The sequence below is a fragment of the Streptomyces sp. DSM 118878 genome (genome assembly GCF_052936595.1).
Genome location: NZ_CP193622.1, coordinates 6,005,110 through 6,022,501, shown reverse-complemented (window position 1 = coordinate 6,022,501; position 17,392 = coordinate 6,005,110). Strand labels below are relative to the sequence as shown.

At 71.9% G+C, this 17,392-nt stretch carries 11 protein-coding genes and 1 pseudogene; 7 read left to right on the top strand and 5 right to left on the bottom strand.

Annotation, left to right across the window (positions count from 1 at the left end):
- Positions 1 to 12 precede the first annotated feature (12 nt).
- On the top strand, positions 13 to 966 hold the full coding sequence (locus tag ACRAKF_RS26850) for a LysR substrate-binding domain-containing protein (RefSeq protein ID WP_447040112.1): 954 nt from the start codon (positions 13 to 15) through the stop codon (positions 964 to 966).
- A 127-nt stretch (positions 967 to 1,093) separates the two neighbouring features.
- Entirely contained in the window at positions 1,094 to 2,470 is a 1,377-nt protein-coding gene (locus ACRAKF_RS26845) for a carbohydrate-binding protein (protein WP_447040111.1), read from the top strand.
- A gap of 32 nt (positions 2,471 to 2,502) precedes the next feature.
- On the opposite strand, the pseudogene ACRAKF_RS26840 reads toward ACRAKF_RS26845, so the two are convergent.
- Positions 2,503 to 2,622, bottom strand: a pseudogene (locus tag ACRAKF_RS26840) (LuxR C-terminal-related transcriptional regulator); the annotation flags it as partial.
- Between the two features lie 86 nt (positions 2,623 to 2,708).
- Here ACRAKF_RS26840 and ACRAKF_RS26835 point away from each other — a divergent pair.
- Both ACRAKF_RS26835 and ACRAKF_RS26830 read left to right on the top strand, forming a co-directional pair.
- On the top strand, positions 2,709 to 4,508 hold the full coding sequence (locus ACRAKF_RS26835; RefSeq protein ID WP_447040110.1) for an ABC transporter ATP-binding protein: 1,800 nt from the start codon (positions 2,709 to 2,711) through the stop codon (positions 4,506 to 4,508).
- Positions 4,505 to 6,382, top strand: a complete 1,878-nt coding sequence (locus ACRAKF_RS26830) for an ABC transporter ATP-binding protein (protein ID WP_447040109.1) — start codon at positions 4,505 to 4,507, stop codon at positions 6,380 to 6,382. Before ACRAKF_RS26835 ends, ACRAKF_RS26830 begins: the two co-directional genes overlap by 4 nt.
- A gap of 127 nt (positions 6,383 to 6,509) precedes the next feature.
- On the opposite strand, the gene ACRAKF_RS26825 is transcribed toward ACRAKF_RS26830, so the two are convergent.
- From ACRAKF_RS26825 to ACRAKF_RS26815, 3 genes are all read right to left on the bottom strand, one after another.
- On the bottom strand, positions 6,510 to 7,286 hold the full coding sequence (locus tag ACRAKF_RS26825; protein ID WP_447040108.1) for an ABC transporter permease: 777 nt from the start codon (positions 7,284 to 7,286) through the stop codon (positions 6,510 to 6,512).
- A complete protein-coding gene (locus ACRAKF_RS26820; RefSeq protein WP_447040107.1) occupies positions 7,283 to 8,269 on the bottom strand; it encodes an ATP-binding cassette domain-containing protein in 987 nt (328 codons plus the stop codon). Before ACRAKF_RS26820 ends, ACRAKF_RS26825 begins: the two co-directional genes overlap by 4 nt.
- 116 nt (positions 8,270 to 8,385) lie before the next feature.
- The gene (locus tag ACRAKF_RS26815) at positions 8,386 to 9,057 is read right to left on the bottom strand and encodes a DUF4097 family beta strand repeat-containing protein (RefSeq protein ID WP_447040106.1); all 672 of its coding nucleotides are present in this window, start codon (positions 9,055 to 9,057) and stop codon (positions 8,386 to 8,388) included.
- A gap of 237 nt (positions 9,058 to 9,294) precedes the next feature.
- On the opposite strand from ACRAKF_RS26815, the gene ACRAKF_RS26810 reads away from it, so the two are divergent.
- The 3 genes from ACRAKF_RS26810 to ACRAKF_RS26800 all read left to right on the top strand — a co-directional run bounded on the left by ACRAKF_RS26810 (position 9,295) and on the right by ACRAKF_RS26800 (position 14,499).
- Complete coding sequence (locus ACRAKF_RS26810) at positions 9,295 to 10,032, top strand: helix-turn-helix domain-containing protein (protein WP_447040105.1); 738 nt, start codon at positions 9,295 to 9,297, stop codon at positions 10,030 to 10,032.
- A gap of 430 nt (positions 10,033 to 10,462) precedes the next feature.
- Positions 10,463 to 12,541, top strand: coding sequence for a M4 family metallopeptidase (locus tag ACRAKF_RS26805; protein WP_447040104.1), 2,079 nt, complete (start codon positions 10,463 to 10,465; stop codon positions 12,539 to 12,541).
- 326 nt (positions 12,542 to 12,867) lie between these two features.
- Complete coding sequence (locus tag ACRAKF_RS26800) at positions 12,868 to 14,499, top strand: M4 family metallopeptidase (RefSeq protein WP_447040103.1); 1,632 nt, start codon at positions 12,868 to 12,870, stop codon at positions 14,497 to 14,499.
- Between the two features lie 71 nt (positions 14,500 to 14,570).
- Here ACRAKF_RS26800 and glgP read toward each other — a convergent pair whose 3' ends face one another.
- Positions 14,571 to 17,219 (bottom strand): alpha-glucan family phosphorylase, encoded by a 2,649-nt coding sequence (gene glgP / locus ACRAKF_RS26795; RefSeq protein ID WP_447040102.1) that lies wholly within the window; start codon positions 17,217 to 17,219, stop codon positions 14,571 to 14,573.
- Positions 17,220 to 17,392 lie beyond the last annotated feature (173 nt).

Genomic DNA, 17,392 nt, shown 5'->3' with positions numbered 1-17,392 from the left:
CAAGCTCAGGCCATGGACCTGGAGTTGCGGCACCTGAAGACGATCCGGGCGATCGCCGACGCGGGCAGCCTCACCAAGGCCGCCACCGCGCTCGGGCTCGCGCAGCCCGCGCTGAGCGCGCAGCTCAAGCGGATCGAGCGCGTGGTGGGGGGCGAGCTGTTCGAGCGCGGGCGGCACGGGGTGCGGGCCACCGCGCTCGGGGAGTTCGTGCTGGCACGGGCCCGCGTCGTGCTGCCCGCGGTGAGCGGACTGCGGGACGAGGCGCGGCGGTTCGCCCAGGCGTGGCAGGACGGCGCCGGGTTCCGGCTCGGCGGCACGCACGGGCCGCTGCTCGGCGCCCTGGTCGACCGGCTCGCCACCGCGCACCCCGGGGCGCGGGTGACCACGCACACCTCCTGGTCGGAGCGGGACATCGCGGCGCGCACGGCCGCGGGCTCCCTGGACTTCGCGCTGGTCGGCACGTGCGGGGCGAGCGCGCCGCCGGAGGGCGAGCTGCTGGTCTGGCGAGAGGTGGGCCGCGACCCGGTCTTCGTCATGCTGGCCACCGGCCATCCGCTCGCGGACCACCAGGAGATCGACCTCGGCCTGCTCGCCGACGAGGCGTGGACGGACGTGCCGGGCGACGGCTGCTTCGCGGACTGCTTCTCCGCCGCGTGCGCCCGCGCCGGGTTCACGCCCTCGCGCGTGTACGAGACGGACGTCTCGTCCTGCGTCCATCTGGTGCAGGTGGGGCGGGCGGTGGGGCTGTGCAGGGCGACGTTCCCGCCGACGCCGGGCCTGGTGACCCGGCCCCTCGCCGGGACCCCGCTGTACTGGCGCCACATGCTCGGCTGGCATCCGGCGGCCCCCGCCCACGACACGGCCGCCACGGTCTTCGCGCAGGCCCGCGCCGCCCACGCGGAGGCCGCGGCCCGCAGCGAGAGCTACACGGCATGGCTGGCGGCGCCCTCGCCGCGGCGGCCGTGAGGGCATCCGCCTCCGCCGTTCCATAACGCCGGGGGCGGGGGTCGGCTGACAGCTACTGGCGGGCTGTTGAGGCTTCTACGTTGTGGGCGATTCCCCGCTCGCTCCGCGTACACCGAGGAGACCTCGTATGCCTCGTATGCTCCCCACTCCTTCCAGACGTGCCGTGGCGGCCTGTGCCTCCCTCGCCGCGGCCGGCGCGCTCGTCCTGGCCGGGGCGCCCGGCAGCGCGTCCGCCCAGACCGACCCCGCCGCGGCCCCTTCCCCGGCCGTGAGCGCCGCCGTCGACGAGACCTCTCCCCAGGTCATCGAGGCCATGCGGCGCGACCTCGGCCTCACGTCGGCGCAGGCGAAGGCCCGGCTGGTCAACGAGGCCGACGCCGGCGCCGACGCGGGAGCGCTGCGCAACGCGCTCGGCCGTGACTTCGCGGGCGCCTGGGTGCGGGGCGCCACCTCGGGCACGCTCACCGTGGCCACCACGGACTCCGCCGACGTCCCCCTGATCGAGGCCAAGGGCGCCCACGCCCGCGTGGTGCCGCACTCCCTCGCCGCGCTCGACGCCGCGAAGACCCGCCTTGACCGCGCGGCGAAGCGGACGGCCACGCGCGACGCCCCGGTCTGGTACGTCGACGTGCGCTCCAACGCCGTGGTGATACGGGCCGTCAAGACCTCCGCCGCCGAGTCCCTCGCCTCGGCCGCGGGCGTCGCGTCCGACCTCGTACGCGTCGAGAGGACCGAGGCGCGGCCGAAGCCGCTGTACGACCTCGTGGGCGGCGAGGCGTACTACATGGGCGGGCGCTGCTCCATCGGCTTCTCCATCACCAAGGGCACCCAGCAGGGCTTCGCCACGGCGGGCCACTGCGGGCGTGCCGGCACCGCGACCAGCGGCTACAACCAGGTGGCCCAGGGCTCGTTCCAGGCCTCGATCTTCCCCGGCAGGGACATGGCCTGGGTCGCCACCAACTCCCAGTGGACCGCCACCCCGTACGTGAAGGGCCAGGGCGGCCAGCGGATCGGTGTCGGGGGCTCCACACAGTCCCCGGTGGGTGCGTCGATCTGCCGGTCGGGCTCCACTACGGGGTGGCACTGCGGCACGATCTCGCAGCACAACACCAGCGTCACGTACCCGGAGGGGACCATCAGCGGGGTCACGCGGACCACGGTCTGCGCGGAGCCCGGTGACTCCGGGGGCTCCTACATCTCCGGGAGCCAGGCGCAGGGCGTCACCTCGGGCGGCTCCGGCGACTGCCGCCGCGGCGGCGAGACCTTCCACCAGCCGATCCTGCCGCTGCTCTCGCAGTTCGGTCTGACGCTGAAGACCACGGGCGGCGGCGAGGACCCCGGCCCCGGGGAGCCGGAGCCGGGCGGGACCTGGGCCGCGGGCAAGGTCTACGCGCCCGGTGACTCCGTCACCTACGGCGGGTCGACGTACCGCTGCCTCCAGGGCCACCAGGCCCAGTCCGGATGGGAGCCGCCGAACACTCCCGCGCTGTGGCAGCAGGCGTAGGGGTCAACCCCGTCGGCCCGGGATGACGTGCTGAAGAGTCCCGCGGCGACCCCACGGTTCGACGTGCCCCCGGCGACGAGCGCGAGCACCTCCCTCTCACGGGTGCTCAGCGGTTCGTTGCCGGGGGCACGCACGCGTGAGACCAGCCGGGAGACATCGGACCTAGGTCCAGCGAAGTACCCCGCACGGGCCAAAACTCGGTGGGCTGTGCCGGTCGCCGTCCGTAGGCTCGCTCCTGATGCCGAAATCAGATGCCCCCACCAAGGATCGGTCCACCATCCGGACGCTGCTGCGGCTCTGGCCGTATGTGCGGCCGGTCCGAACGCGGCTGGCCACCGCCGCCGTTGTCGCGATCATCGCTTCCTGCACGGGGCTCCTCTTCCCCCTCGTACTGAAGTGGATGGTGGACGGTCCCGTGGCCGACCGGGACGGGGCGGGGGTGTGGCTCGGGGCGCTGCTGCTGCTTCTGCTCGGCGTCGTCGAGGCGCTGCTCTTCGGGCTGCGGCGGTGGCTCGTGGCCCGGCCGCTCGCGAGCGTGGAGGCGTCGATGCGGGCGGACCTCTTCCGGCACCTCCAGCGGCTCCCGGTGGCCTTCCACGACCGGTGGGCGTCCGGGCAGCTCCTCTCGCGCGGCACCACGGACCTGATGCTGCTGCGGATGTTCCTCGCCTTCCCGATGACGTTCCTGCTGGTCAACAGCGTGACGATCCTGGTCGGTGTGACCATCCTGCTCGGCCAGGACTTCACGCTCGGCCTGGTCCTCCTCGCCCCCGTGGTGCCGATGGTGATCGCCTGCGCGTACTACGAGGGGCGGTACGCCACCGTGGCGCGGCGGGCCCAGGACCAGGTCGGCGATCTGACGACGGTCGTCGAGGAGAGCGTGCTCGGCATCCGCATCATCAAGGGCTTCGGCCGCCACCGCAGCCAGGCGCGCGCGTTCCGGGAGCTTTCGCACACCCTGCGCGGCACGGAACTGGCCAAGGCCCGCATCCTGGCGGCCGTCTACGCGGTGATCATGTCGCTGCCGGAGGCCGCCATCGGCGCCGCGCTGGTCCTCGGCACGGTGCGGGTGGCCGACGGCGGCCTGTCCGCGGGCACGCTGGTCGCCTTCCTGTCGACGGCGCTCGCGCTGCGCTGGCCGGTGGAGTCCATCGGCTTCCTGCTCGCGATGACCCAGGAGTCCGCGACGGCCACGGAGCGGTACTTCGAGGTGATGGACGCGGAGCCCGAGGACGACACGGTCGCCGCCACCGCCGGGAGCCGGGACACCGAAGAGGACGGACTGCGCTTCCACGGCGTGGAGTTCAGGTACCCCGACGCACCGCCCGACGCGCCCCCGGTCCTCGGCCGCGTCGACCTGCACGTCCGTCCCGGCGAGACCATGGCCCTGGTCGGCGCCACCGGCAGCGGCAAGACCACGCTCACCGCCCTGGTGCCACGCCTGCACGAGGTGACCGGCGGGCGCATCACCCTGGACGGCGAGGACATCGCCGCGATGGACCGCGAGCGGCTGCGCACCCTGGTGGCCGTCGCCTTCGAGGAGCCCACGCTGTTCTCCGCGTCGGTCGGCGAGAACGTCCTGATGGGCGCCGAGGGGAGCGCGGGCGACGCCGAGCTCGCCCGCGCCCTGGACGTCGCGCAGGCCGACTTCGCGCACGCCCTGCCGCAGGGCACCGGCACACAGGTCGGCGAGCAGGGCCTGAGCCTGTCCGGCGGGCAGCGCCAACGCCTCGCCCTGGCCCGCGCGGTGGTGGGCCGCCCCCGCTTCCTGGTCCTGGACGACCCGCTCTCCGCGCTCGACGTCCACACGGAGGCGCTGGTGGAGGCCGCGCTGCGGCGGGTCCTCGCGGACACGACCGCGCTGATCGTCGCCCACCGCCCCTCCACCGTGCAGCTCGCCGACCGCGTCGCCCTGCTCTCGGGCGGCCGCGTCGCCGCCGTCGGCACCCACCAGGAACTGCTGCGGGAGAACGCGGAGTACGCCTGGCTGATGTCCGGCGCCGACATCCCCCACGCCGCCGAGGAGGCTGCCCGATGACCTCGTCGACCCCCGTACGGGAGAAGCCGCTCGACCCCGGGGAGCCCGAGCTCCCCGAAGACCCGGCCGCCCAGGGCGACCCCTTCGACAAGGACGACCTGCCGACGCCACCGGGCGCCACGCGCACCCTGCTGCTCTCGCTGCTCTCGCCGATGCGCGGCCGCGTCGTCCTCGCCGCCGTGCTGCTCCTCCTCCAGCAGGCCGTCGTGCAGGCCGGGCCGCTGCTCGTCGCGTACGCCATCGACAGCGGCGTGCCCGCGGTGCGCGCGGACGACCACGGCCCGCTGATCGCCGTCGCCGTCGGCTATCTGCTCTGCGCCGGCGCGTCGGGCGCCCTCCAGTACGCGTTCATCATCGCCTCCGCACGCGTCAACCAGGACGTCCTGCTCGACCTGCGCGGACGCATCTTCCGGCACGCGCAGGCGCTGAGCGTCGACTTCCACGAGCGGTACACGTCGGGGCGGCTGATCTCGCGCTCCACCACCGATGTGGAGTCCCTGCGCGAGCTGCTCAGCGAGGGCCTCCAGGAGCTCATCACCGTCCTGCTCTCCTTCGTCTACATCTCGGCGATGCTGCTCTGGCTCGACCTGGGGCTCGGCGCGGTGGCGGTGGCGTCGTTCGTGCCGCTCTACCTCCTCGTACGCCTCTACCAGCGGCGGGCGGGGGCGCTGTTCCGCAGCCGCTCGACCGCGATCGCCGCCGTCATCGTGAAGTTCGCCGAGACCATGAACGGCATCCGTCCGGTGCGGGCCTTCCGCAGGGAGCGCGCCAACGACGAGAGGTTCGCCGAGCTCAACCGCCGGCACGAGCGGACCAACGGCGACGCCATGCTGGAGATGGCGCGCTACGTCGTCGGCTCACGGCTCATCGCCAACGTCGCCGTCGCCGGGATCGTCCTGTGGGGCGCGCAACGCGTCGCGGACGGCGGCCTCGCCCTCGGCGTGCTCGCCGCCGCCGTGCTCTACCTGCGGCGCCTGTACGACCCGATCGACCGGCTCGGCATGTTCCTCAACTCCTACCAGTCCGCGGCGGCCTCCCTGGAGAAGATCGCGGGGCTGCTCGCCCAGGTCCCCGCCGTGCCCGAGCCCGACGCCCCTGCCGCGCGTGCGCTGCCCGCCCTGGAGTCCGCGCACCCCGGCCGCGAGGTCCGCTTCGACGGCGTGCGGTTCGCCTACCGCACCGGCGGCGAGGTCCTGCCCCGCTTCGACCTGACGCTGCCCGCCGGGCAGACCGTCGCCGTGGTCGGCTCCACCGGCGCGGGCAAGTCCACGCTGGCGAAGCTGCTCGCCCGCTTCTACGACCCGACCGAAGGCAGCGTCCTCCTGGACGGCGTCGACCTGCGGGACCTGGCGGGCGCCGAGCTGCGGCGCGGGGTCGTCATGGTGACGCAGGAGGCGTTCCTGTTCTCCGGCACCGTCGCCGAGAACATCGCGATCGGCCGCCCCGACGCCACCCGCGAGGACGTCGAGCGCGCCGCGAAGGCCATCGGCGCCCATGACTTCATCGCGTCGCTCCCCGACGGGTACGACACGGACGTACGCAAGCGGGGTGGCCGTATCTCCGCCGGTCAGCGCCAGTTGGTGGCCTTCGCGCGGGCCCTGCTCGCCGACCCGGCGGTGCTGATCCTCGACGAGGCGACCAGCTCGCTGGACATCCCGGGCGAGCGGGCCGTGCAGCGCGCGATGCACACCGTGCTGCGGGGCCGCACCGCCGTGGTGATCGCCCACCGGCTGTCCACGGTGGAGATCGCCGACCGGGTGCTGGTGATGGAGCACGGGCGGATCGTGGAGGACGGCGCCCCGGGTGAACTCATCGCGGGCGACGGCTCCTTCGCGAGCCTGCACCGGGCGTGGCGGGACAGCGTGGTGAGCTGAGAGCCTGACGGCCCGTACGGCCTCAGGGCCTGTGTCATGACCCCGGCCGGTCCGGTACGGCGGGAGGCCCGGCCGGTCCGCCGTCACGGCGGTTTCGGCCGGGCCTCTGCCTCGGGCAGTCACTCCGTCACTTCTCGTCGGCGTCGAACTTCGCGGCCGACCAGAAGTAGCCGAGTACCGCGAGTCCGACGCACCAGGTGACGGCGAGCCACCCGTTGTGGCCGATCTCGGTGCCCAGGAGCAGGCCGCGCAGGGTCTCGATGGCGGGGGTGAAGGGCTGGTACTCCGCGATGGGCTGGAACCAGCCCGGCATGGAGGTCAGGGGCACGAAGGCGCTGGAGAACAGGGGCAGCAGGATCAGCGGCATGGCGTTGTTGCTCGCGGCCTCGGCGTTGGGGCTGATCAGGCCCATGCCGACGGCGATCCAGGTGAGCGCCGTGGCGAAGAGGATCAGCAGCCCGAAGGCGGCGAGCCACTCCACGACGGTGGCGTCCGCGGAGCGGAAGCCGATGGCGAGGCCGACGGCCCCGACCAGGACGACGCTGGCGACGGCCTGGAGCACGCTGCCGACGACGTGCCCGACGAGCACCGAGGCGCGGTGGATGGCCATGGTGCGGAAGCGGGCGATGATGCCCTCGCTCATGTCACCCGAGACGGACACGGCGGTGCCGACCGTGGTGGAACCGATGGTCATCAGCAGGATGCCGGGAACGATGTAGGAGATGTAGGCCTCGCGGCCCGCGCCGCCGCTCATCGCGTCTCCGAAGATGTACACGAAGAGCAGCAGCAGCATGATCGGGGTGAGCAGCAGGTTCAGCGTGAGGGAGGGGTAGCGCCGGGCGTGCAGGAGGTTGCGGCGCAGCATCGTGGAGGAGTCACGGACGGCGAGGGAGAGAGAGCTCATCGGACGTTCTCCTTGGACTGGGCGGGGACGGCGGGCTTGGTGGACCGGCCGGCGGCGGCGTCGCCGGTGAGGGCGAAGAAGACGTCGTCGAGGTCGGGGGTGTGCACGGTCAGCTCGTCGGCCTCGATGCCGGCGGAGTCGAGCCAGTCGAGGACGGAGCGCAGTTCTCGCTGGCTTCCGTCGCTGGGGATGGACAGCGACAGCGTCTCGTCGTCGCGGGCCGCCTCGCCCAGGGCCAGGGCCGCGGACCGGTACGCGGCGGGATCGGTGAAGCGGAGGCGGATGTGGCCGCCGGGGATGAGCCGCTTGAGCTGTTCGGCGGTGCCTTCGGCGGCGATCTTGCCGTCGTTCAGCACGGCGATGCGGTCGGCCAGTTCATCGGCCTCTTCCAGGTACTGCGTGGTGAGGAAGACGGTCACCCCGTCGGTGACCAGCTCGCGGATGATGCCCCACATGTTGTGCCGGGAGCGGGGGTCGAGGCCGGTGGTCGGCTCGTCGAGGAAGATGATGCGCGGGCCGCCGACCAGCGTCATGGCGATGTCCAGGCGGCGCTTCATGCCGCCGGAGTAGGTGGACGCCGGCTTCTTGGCGGCCTCCACCAGGTCGAAGCGCTCCAGGAGTTCGGCGGCGACCCGCCGCCCCTCACGCTTGGACAGGTGATGCAGGTCGGCCATGAGGAGCATGTTCTCCTCGCCGGTGATCAGACCGTCCACGGCGGAGAACTGCCCGGTGACACCGATCGAGGCGCGGACCGCCTGCGGGTCGGCGGCGAGGTCGTGGCCGCCGACGTGGAGGGAACCGGAGCCCGCGCCGGCGGAGACCAGGGTGGAGAGGATCTTGACGGCGGTGGTCTTGCCCGCGCCGTTCGGGCCGAGCAGGGAGAAGACCGTTCCCTCGGGGACGGTGATGTCGATGCCGTCCAGGACGGTCTTGTCCCCGTAGGACTTGCGCAGCCCGTACGCCGCGATGGCCAGGTCGGTCATGGGAAGAGCTCCTTCAGAGGGCTGTGGGATGCGGAGGGCTGTGGGATGCGGAGGGCTGTGGGGCGCGGAGACCTGCGGGGCGCGGAGGCCTGCGGGATGCGGGAGGTCCGCCGGGTTCAGAGGCTGCGGGCGGTGATGTCGCCCTGCGTGGTGGTCGCCTTGATGGCCAGGGCGGCGTCGGCGCCGTCGGTGTTCTTCAGCGCGTTGTCGATACGGCCGACGACCGTGCCGGCGTCCAGGGCCGCGGAGACCCCGCGGGCGGCGCCGACGGTGATGTTCCCCTGCTGGGAGCTCAGGGTGAGGGCACCGCGCACCGCCTCGGCGACGGTCACGTCGCCCTGCATGGTGCTGATCTCGCCGGGCCCGTTGAGCCGGCCGACCGTGATGTGGGCGTCCATACCGGTGAGGCGGGCGCTCGCGGCCTCGTCGAGCTTGACCGGTCCTGAGCCGCCGTCGAAGGACACGTCACCGAGCCGTCCCACACCGCGGAACTCCGCGGCGCCGGCCTTCGCCTCGACGTGGGAGCCGGCCGGCAGCTGGACGGTGACCTCGACGGACCCCCGGGCGCCGATGAGCCGGTTCGCCGCCTCCGGGCCCTGGATCCGCAGGACACCGTCGGTGTAGGTGACCTCGCTCCGTTCGGCCGCCTTCACGTCACGGCTCTTCGAGGCGTCCGCGGGCCGGATCTCGACCGTGGTGTCGGCGCGGTCGGCGGCGATGAACTGAATGCGTCCGGCGGAGATGTCCAGGACGGCGGAGACGGGGGCGGGGGTGGCGAACTTCTGCATGGTGTGCTCCTTGGGTTCTTGTTTCGTCCGGTCGTTTCCGGTGATGCAAACGCTACGTTGCATTTACTGATCCGGCAACGCTCATGTTGCACGCAAACCCTTTAATCGCAGGTCACAGCCAATATTTCATTGCAACGATCTACCGGTTAACGCAACAGTGCCACCACGTTCATTGCAATGAGTTGACGGTGAACGCTATGCTGAGGCCTCCAGGGACCCCAACGAGGAGAGATCGCGATGCCAGGCGGCAGGCTCACCCAGCAGGAACGTCAGCAGATCGCCCTCGGCCTGGCCGACGGCCTCGCCTACGCGGAGATCGCGAGGGGCCTGGACCGCCCGACCTCCACGGTCACGCGGGAGGTGATGCGCAACGGCGGCCCCACCTCCTACCGCGCGGACCTCGCCCACCGGGCCACCGAACACCGCGCGCACCGGCGCAGGCAGGCCGCGCCGGACGGGCGCACGGATGCCGCGCCGCGGCCCCACGGGCGCGACTCCCAGGCCGTACGCGACTTCGAGGAGGTCTTCGTCACCGTCATGATGTCTTCGGGCATGACCAAGATGACGGCCAGGGTGATGGCCTGCCTCAGCCTCACCGACTCGGGCAGCCTCACCGCGTCCGAGCTCGTCCAGCACCTCCAGGTCAGCCCGGCGTCCGTCTCCAAGGCCGTCACGTTCCTCGACGAGCAGGGCCTCATCCGCCGGGAGCGGGACGAAGGCCGCCGCGAGCGCTACGCCGTGGACGACGACGTCTGGTACCAGTCGATGATGGTCAGCGTCCGGTCCCTGAACCAGGTCGTCGAGACCGCCCGGCAGGGCGTCTCCGTCCTCGGTCCCGGCACTCCGGCCGCCACCCGCCTGGAGAACGTCGCCCGTTTCCTGGACTTCGTGTCCGAGAGCATGCTCCGCGCCACGGAGCAGGCCCGCGACATCCTCCACTCGAAGTCGCGGCCGGACACGGACACCACCGCCTGAACCTCGCGCCGCCGGGCGCGACGGCACCGCCCGGACCACGCCTCTTCGGCCTCAACGGCGAAAACCAGCCGCGTCGCGCGGACGCGCGCGGCGACCGAAAGCGTGCGCGAACCCTCGAACGCCCGCTCAACTCCGGTCGCCGCGCAGGCCCACCGCCCCGCTCCGCATACCGAACGTGCCCCACCGGCCAACGGACTGATTCCGGCCAACTCTTGATGCGCCCCTGACAGGCGCGTGGCTCTGGTGCCACTCTTCCCCTCGACCGCCGCACGACTTTCAACAACGCGACGGTTTCTCTTCACGCACCGCACTTCCCGGCAACACCTTTAGGCACCGCCCAGTTCTGCGTTCCGCCTTGCTCTGCCCGGACGGCGACCCAGCCCTCCGGTAGCTCTGGCCGCGCATCCCCGCGGCCGCGCAGAAGGAGTCCGTGTTGAGAACCACCTCCCACAGACACACCTCCCACAGCAGCCGTTCGGTCCGCACCCGTGCGACCGCCGTCGGCGCTCTCTCCGCAGTCGCCGCACTCCTGGCCGTGGCCGTCCAGGCGGGACCCGCGTCCGCCGACGACCCGGCGGCCAAGGCCGCCCCCGCCGCGGCCCAGAAGCTCGGCAAGGTCGACCCCGGCGCCCTGGCCGCCAAGCTCTCCCCCGCCCAGCGCGCGGAACTCATCCGCGACGCCAACGCCACCAAGGCGGAGACCGCCGAGGACCTCAAGCTCGGGGCCAAGGAGAAGCTGGTCGTCCGCGACGTCACCAAGGACGTCGACGGCACGGTCCACACCCGCTACGAGCGCACCTACGACGGCCTGCCCGTCCTCGGCGGCGACCTGGTGGTGGACACGGCGAAGTCCGGCAAGACCGAGGCCGTCACCAAGGCCGTGAAGACGCAGCTCAAGGGCGTCGACATGAGCGCCGACATCAAGGCGTCGGCCGCGGAGAAGCAGGCGCTGGGCGCCGCGAAGGCCGAGGGCTCCAAGAAGACGGACGCGGACCGCGCGCCGCGCAAGGTCGTCTGGATGGCCAAGGGCCAGCCCGTCCTCGCGTACGAGACCGTGGTCGGCGGGCTCCAGCACGACGGCACGCCGAACGAGCTGCACGTCATCACGGACGCCGCCACCGGCAAGAAGCTCTTCCAGTGGCAGGGCATCGAGAACGGCACCGGCAACACGCAGTACAGCGGGGCGGTCACCCTGGGCTCGGCCCAGTCGGGGTCGAACTACACGCTCACCGACACCGGCCGCGGCAACCACAAGACGTACAACCTGAACCGCGGCACGTCCGGCACCGGCACCCTCTTCAGCGGTCCCGACGACGTGTGGGGCAACGGCCTGCCCTCCAACCTGGAGACCGCCGGCGCAGACGCGGCCTACGGCGCGGGCCTGACCTGGGACTACTACAAGAACGTGCACGGCCGCTCCGGCATCCGCGGGGACGGCGTCGGCGCGTACTCCCGGGTCCACTACGGCAACAACTACGTCAACGCCTTCTGGTCCGACGCCTGCTTCTGCATGACGTACGGCGACGGCTCGGGCAACGCCAAGCCGCTCACCTCCATCGACGTGGCCGCCCACGAGATGACGCACGGCGTGACGGCCGCGACCGGCAACATGACCTACAGCGGCGAGTCCGGCGGCCTGAACGAGGCCACCTCGGACATCTTCGCCGCCGCGGTCGAGTTCAACGCCAACAACGCCCAGGACAAGGGCGACTACCTCGTCGGCGAGAAGATCGACATCAACGGCGACGGCACCCCGCTGCGCTACATGGACAAGCCCTCCAAGGACGGCGGGTCCAAGGACTCCTGGTACTCCGGGATCGGCAACATCGACGTGCACTACTCGTCGGGTGTCGCCAACCACTTCTACTACCTGCTGAGCGAGGGCAGCGGACAGAAGGAGATCAACGGCGTCCCCTACGACTCGCCGACCTCCGACGGCCTGCCGGTGACCGGCATAGGCAGGGACAAGGCGTCGCTGATCTGGTTCAAGGCGCTGACCACGAAGTTCACCACCACGACCAACTACGCGGCGGCCCGCACCGGGACGCTCGCCGTGGCCGGTGAGCTGTACGGCACGACCAGTGCCGAGTACAAGGCCGTCGCCCACGCCTGGGCCGCCGTGAACGTCGGCTCGCGCCCCGGCGGCGAGGAGCCCGGCGGCAAGACGTTCGAGAACACCGCGGACGTCAACATTCCGGACGCCGGTGCCGCGGTCACCTCGGCGGTCAACGTCACGGGCATCACCGGTAACGCGCCGAGCGCCCTCAAGGTCGGCGTCGACATCGTGCACACCTGGCGCGGTGACCTCCAGGTCGACCTGGTGGCCCCCGACGGCACGAGCTACCCGCTGAAGCCCACCAGCAGCTCGGACTCCGCCGACAACGTCAAGGAGACCTACACGGTCAACGCCTCGTCCGAGGTGGCCAACGGCTCCTGGAAGCTGAAGGTCCAGGACAAGGCGCGGCAGGACACGGGCTACATCAACGGCTTCAAGCTCACCTTCCCGTAAGCCGCACCACAGCCTGAACCGCACCACAGCCTGTACCGCACCACAGCCTGAACCGCACCACCGCGTAGTGCACGCCGCCGCCCCGGGTGAACAACTCCCCGGGGCGGCGCGCGCGTTCCCGGGCCGGTCCGTTCACACGCCGTTCGCAATGCGTATGTTGACCATCGCTCAACGGACGATTTCCGGCCAACATCCGGTCCAGTACTGACATGCACCTGACCCGAATGACACTCTTCCCAGGCATCACACGCACCACCATCGCACCGCGTCTTTCCTGCCCGGGTCGGTCCCCAACACCGCCCGGGCCCCCCACAGAAGGAGCCTGCGTGACCCCCCACATATCCCGTAAGCGTTCGTCTCTGGCCATCGCCACCGCTGTCGCCGCGGGAGCGATGCTCGCCGCCGGGCTGACCACCGGCGCGTCCGCGCAGCCCGCCGAGGACGCCGCGGCGTCCGGTGCTCCCGTCAGCCTCTCGGCCTCGACGCGCGCCGGCCTCCTCCAGGACGCGGACTCCGGCAAGGCCGCCACCGCCGACAAGATCGGCCTCGGCGCCAAGGAGAAGCTGGTCGTCCGTGACGTCGTCAAGGACGTCGACGGCACCACCCACACCCGCTACGAGCGCACCTACGACGGCCTGCCCGTCCTCGGCGGCGACCTCGTCGTGCACACCGCGAAGAGCGGCAAGGTGAAGGGCGTCACCAAGGCGACCGAGGCCACCGTGAAGGTCGCCGGCACCGACGCCGGGCTCAGCAAGGCGTCGGTCGCGAAGTCCGCCGAGTCGACGGCCGCCGACGCGAAGACCGCCAAGGCCGACGCCGGCACCCCGCGCAAGGTCATCTGGGCCGCCGAGGGCAAGCCGGTCCTGGCCCACGAGACCGTGGTCACCGGCGTGCAGAAGGACGGCACGCCCAGCCGCCTCCACGTCATCACCGACGCGGCGACCGGCAAGGAGCTGTACCAGTACCAGGCCATCGAGAACGGCACCGGCAACAGCCAGTACAGCGGCAAGGTCGAGATCGGCACCAAGAAGGGCGCGAGCGGCTTCGAGCTGACCGACGACGAGCGCGGCGGCCACAGCACCCTGGACCTGAACCACGGCCAGGGCGGCGAGGGCAAGCTCCTCACGGACGACGACGACACGTGGGGCACCGGAAAGCCGGACGACGCGCAGACCGCCGCCGTCGACGCCGCCTACGGCGCGCAGCTCACCTGGGACTACTACAAGTCCGTGCACGGCCGCAGCGGCATCAAGGGCGACGGCAAGGGTGCGACCTCCCGGGTCCACTACGGCGACAACTACGTCAACGCCTTCTGGGACGACAGCTGCTTCTGCATGACGTACGGCGACGGTGAGGGCAACAAGGCGCCCCTGACCTCGCTGGACGTCGCGGCCCACGAGATGACGCACGGCGTCACGGCGGCGACGGGCAACATGGAGTACAGCGGGGAGTCCGGCGGCCTGAACGAGGCCACCTCCGACATCTTCGCCGCCTCCGTCGAGTTCAACGCCAAGAGCCCCGAGGACGTCGGCGACTACCTCATCGGCGAGGAAATCGACATCAACGGCGACGGCTCCCCGCTGCGCTACATGGACAAGCCCTCCAAGGACGGCCAGTCCCTGGACAACTGGAGCGAGGACGCGGGCAACGCCGACGTCCACTACTCCTCGGGCATCGCCAACCACTTCTTCTACCTGCTGTCCGAGGGCAGCGGCGCGAAGGAGATCAACGGCGTCGCGTACGACTCCCCGACCGCCGACGGCTCCAAGGTCGAGGGCATCGGACGCGACAAGGCCGAGAAGATCTGGTTCAAGGCCCTGACGGCGTACTTCACGTCGACGACGGACTACAAGGCGGCCCGGGAGGGCACCCTGAGCGCCGCGAAGGACCTGTACGGCGCGGACTCCGCCGAGTACAAGGGCGTGGACGCGGCCTGGGCCGGGGTCAACGTCAAGTAGCACCGGCACGGTGGGGGCGGTATCCCGGGGTCCCGGGATACCGCCCTTTCACTCGTCACCGCATCAGCCCGTCACCGCATCAGCACCCCGGCGTCCTCCGCCACGCCCGCGGACGGCAGGGCCACGAGCCCCAGCTCCGCCCCGCTGGCCAGCAGCCGGTGCGAGGGCAGAATCCGCACGGTGTACCCGAAGGGCCCCGTCCGGTCCAACGCGAGGGGGCCCTCGTAGACCCGGCGGCCCTCGACGTCGGGCCCGCCCGTGGGCTTCAGCGGCACCGGAGAGGCGTCGGCGATGTGGTCCTCGGGGTCGACGCGCCCCGCGATGGCCTGCACCTCCACGTCGTCCGGCGTCAGCTCCCCGAGGTGCACCCGCACCCGCAGCGACAGCGTGGCCCCCAGCTCGGCCGTGGCGCCGGTGGCCGACGCCTCCACGTGGTCGACGGCCACCCGCGGCCAGGCGGCACGGACCCGCCCCTTCCAGGCGGCCAGCTCCCCGGCGGACGTGACGTCGAGCGCGCGGTGCGCCCGCGCGGCGGGAACGTACAGCTTCTCCACGTACTCACGGACCATCCGCCCCGCGAGGACCTTGGGCCCGAGCCGCGTCAGGGTCCTGCGGACCATCTCGATCCAGCGGTCGGGCAGACCGCCGGGGCCCTGCTCGTAGAAGCGGGGGGCGATGCGCCGCTCCAGGAGGTCGTAGAGCGCGGCGGCCTCCAGCTCGTCGCGGCGGTCGTCGTCGGTGGCGGCGCCGTCCGCGGTGGGAATGGCCCAGCCGAAGTCGGGCTCGAACCACTCGTCCCACCAGCCGTCGAGGACGGAGAGGTTCAGGCAGCCGTTGAGCGCCGCCTTCATGCCGGAGGTCCCGCAGGCCTCCAGCGGGCGCAGCGGGTTGTTCAGCCACACGTCGCAGCCGGGGTAGAGCTTCTGCGCCATGGCCATGCCGTAGTCGGGCAGGAAGACGATGCGGTGGCGCACCCGCGGATCGTCGGTGAACCGCACCAGCTCCTGGATGAGCCGCTTGCCGCCGTCGTCCGCGGGGTGCGCCTTGCCCGCGACGACGATCTGCACGGGCCGCTCGGAGTGGCGCAGCAGCTTCATGAGCCGGTCGCGGTCGCGCAGCATGAGCGTGAGCCTCTTGTACGAGGGGACGCGGCGCGCGAAGCCGATGGTGAGGACGTCGGGGTGGAGCACCTCGTCGATCCAGCCGAGTTCGGCGCTGGCCGCCCCGCGCTGGCGCCAGGAGTCGTAGAGGCGCCGCCTGACCTCGTCCACGAGCTGGGCGCGCAGGGTGCGGCGCAGCTCCCAGATGTCGGAGTCCGCGATGTCGGCGACCGCGTCCCAGCGGTCGGAACCGCCCACCGAGAGGGCGTCCTCGGTGCGCCGCTCGCCGATCTGCCGGGCGCCGAGCCGGAAGACCTCGGGGGCGACCCAGGTCGGGGCGTGCACGCCGTTGGTGACGGAGACGATCGGGATCTCCTCGGCGTCGAAGCCCGGCCAGAGCCCGGCGAACATGCCGCGGCTGACCGAGCCGTGCAGGGTGCTCACCCCGTTGGCCCTGCTGCCCAGGCGCAGCCCCATCACGGCCATGTTGAACAGGTTCGGCTCGCCGCCCGGGTAGGTCTCCATGCCGAGCCGGAGCACGGCGCCGATGTCGATGCCGGGCAGCTCGGCGCCGGGGCCGAAGTGGCGGGCGACCAGCTCGCGGTCGAAGCGGTCGATCCCGGCGGGCACGGGGGTGTGGGTGGTGAAGACGGTCCCCGCCCGCACCGCTTCGAGCGCCGCGTCGAAGTCCACGTCCGCCGCGATCATCTCGTGGATGCGTTCGAGCCCGAGGAATCCGGCGTGCCCCTCGTTGGTGTGGAAGACCTCGGGCTCCGGGTGCCCGGTCAGCCGGCAGAAGCTCCGTACGGCACGCACTCCCCCGATGCCGAGCAGCATCTCCTGGAGCAGCCGGTGCTCGCTGCCGCCGCCGTAGAGCCGGTCGGTGACGTCGCGCTCGCCGGGGTCGTTCTCCTCGACGTCGGAGTCGAGCAGCAGGAGCGGCACGCGGCCGACCTGCGCGTGCCAGACGTGGGCGAGCATCGCGCGCCCGCCGGGCAGGGCGAGCGCCACCTTGGCGGGGGTGCCGTCGGTCTCGCGGAGCAGGGAGACGGGGAGCTCGTTCGGGTCGAGCACGGGGTAGTGCTCCTGCTGCCAGGCGTCGCGGGACAGCGACTGGCGGAAGTAGCCGTGCCGGTAGAGCAGCCCGACCCCGATGAGCGGCACCCCGAGGTCGCTCGCCGCCTTGAGGTGGTCCCCGGCGAGGATGCCGAGGCCGCCGGAGTACTGCGGCAGGGCGGCCGTGATGCCGAACTCCGGTGAGAAGTAGGCGACGGCGCGCGGAAGTTCGGTGCCCGACCGCTCCGGGTCGTTCGGGTCACGGCCCCGGTCCTGGTACCAGCGGTCCCCGGTGACGTACTCCTGGAGGTCGTCGGCGGCCTCGTCGAGCCGCCGCAGGAAGTCCGCGTCCCCGGCGAGCTCGGCGAGGCGCGCGGACGGGACGCCGCCGAGCAGCCGCACGGGGTCGCAGCCTGACGCCGTCCACCGGTCCGGGTCGACGGACTCGAAGAGCTCACGGGTGCGCGGATGCCATGACCAGCGCAGATTGCGGGCCAGCTCGGCCAGCCGGCCGAGGGGTTCGGGAAGGACGGGACGTACGGTGAATCGTCGGATTGCCTTCACGGTCTCCACCTTCGCGGGGATTCGCCTGGATGCCACACATATTTGCCTCCGCGAGTCGAAGGTAGCGGCGGTCGGCGGTCCCCCACCACGGCGCACGCACAGGGCGCGCGGCGTGTCCGGGACGGTGCCACGGCTCCGGACGGCTTCCTTTCCCCGTTGTAATCTGCAAGCTC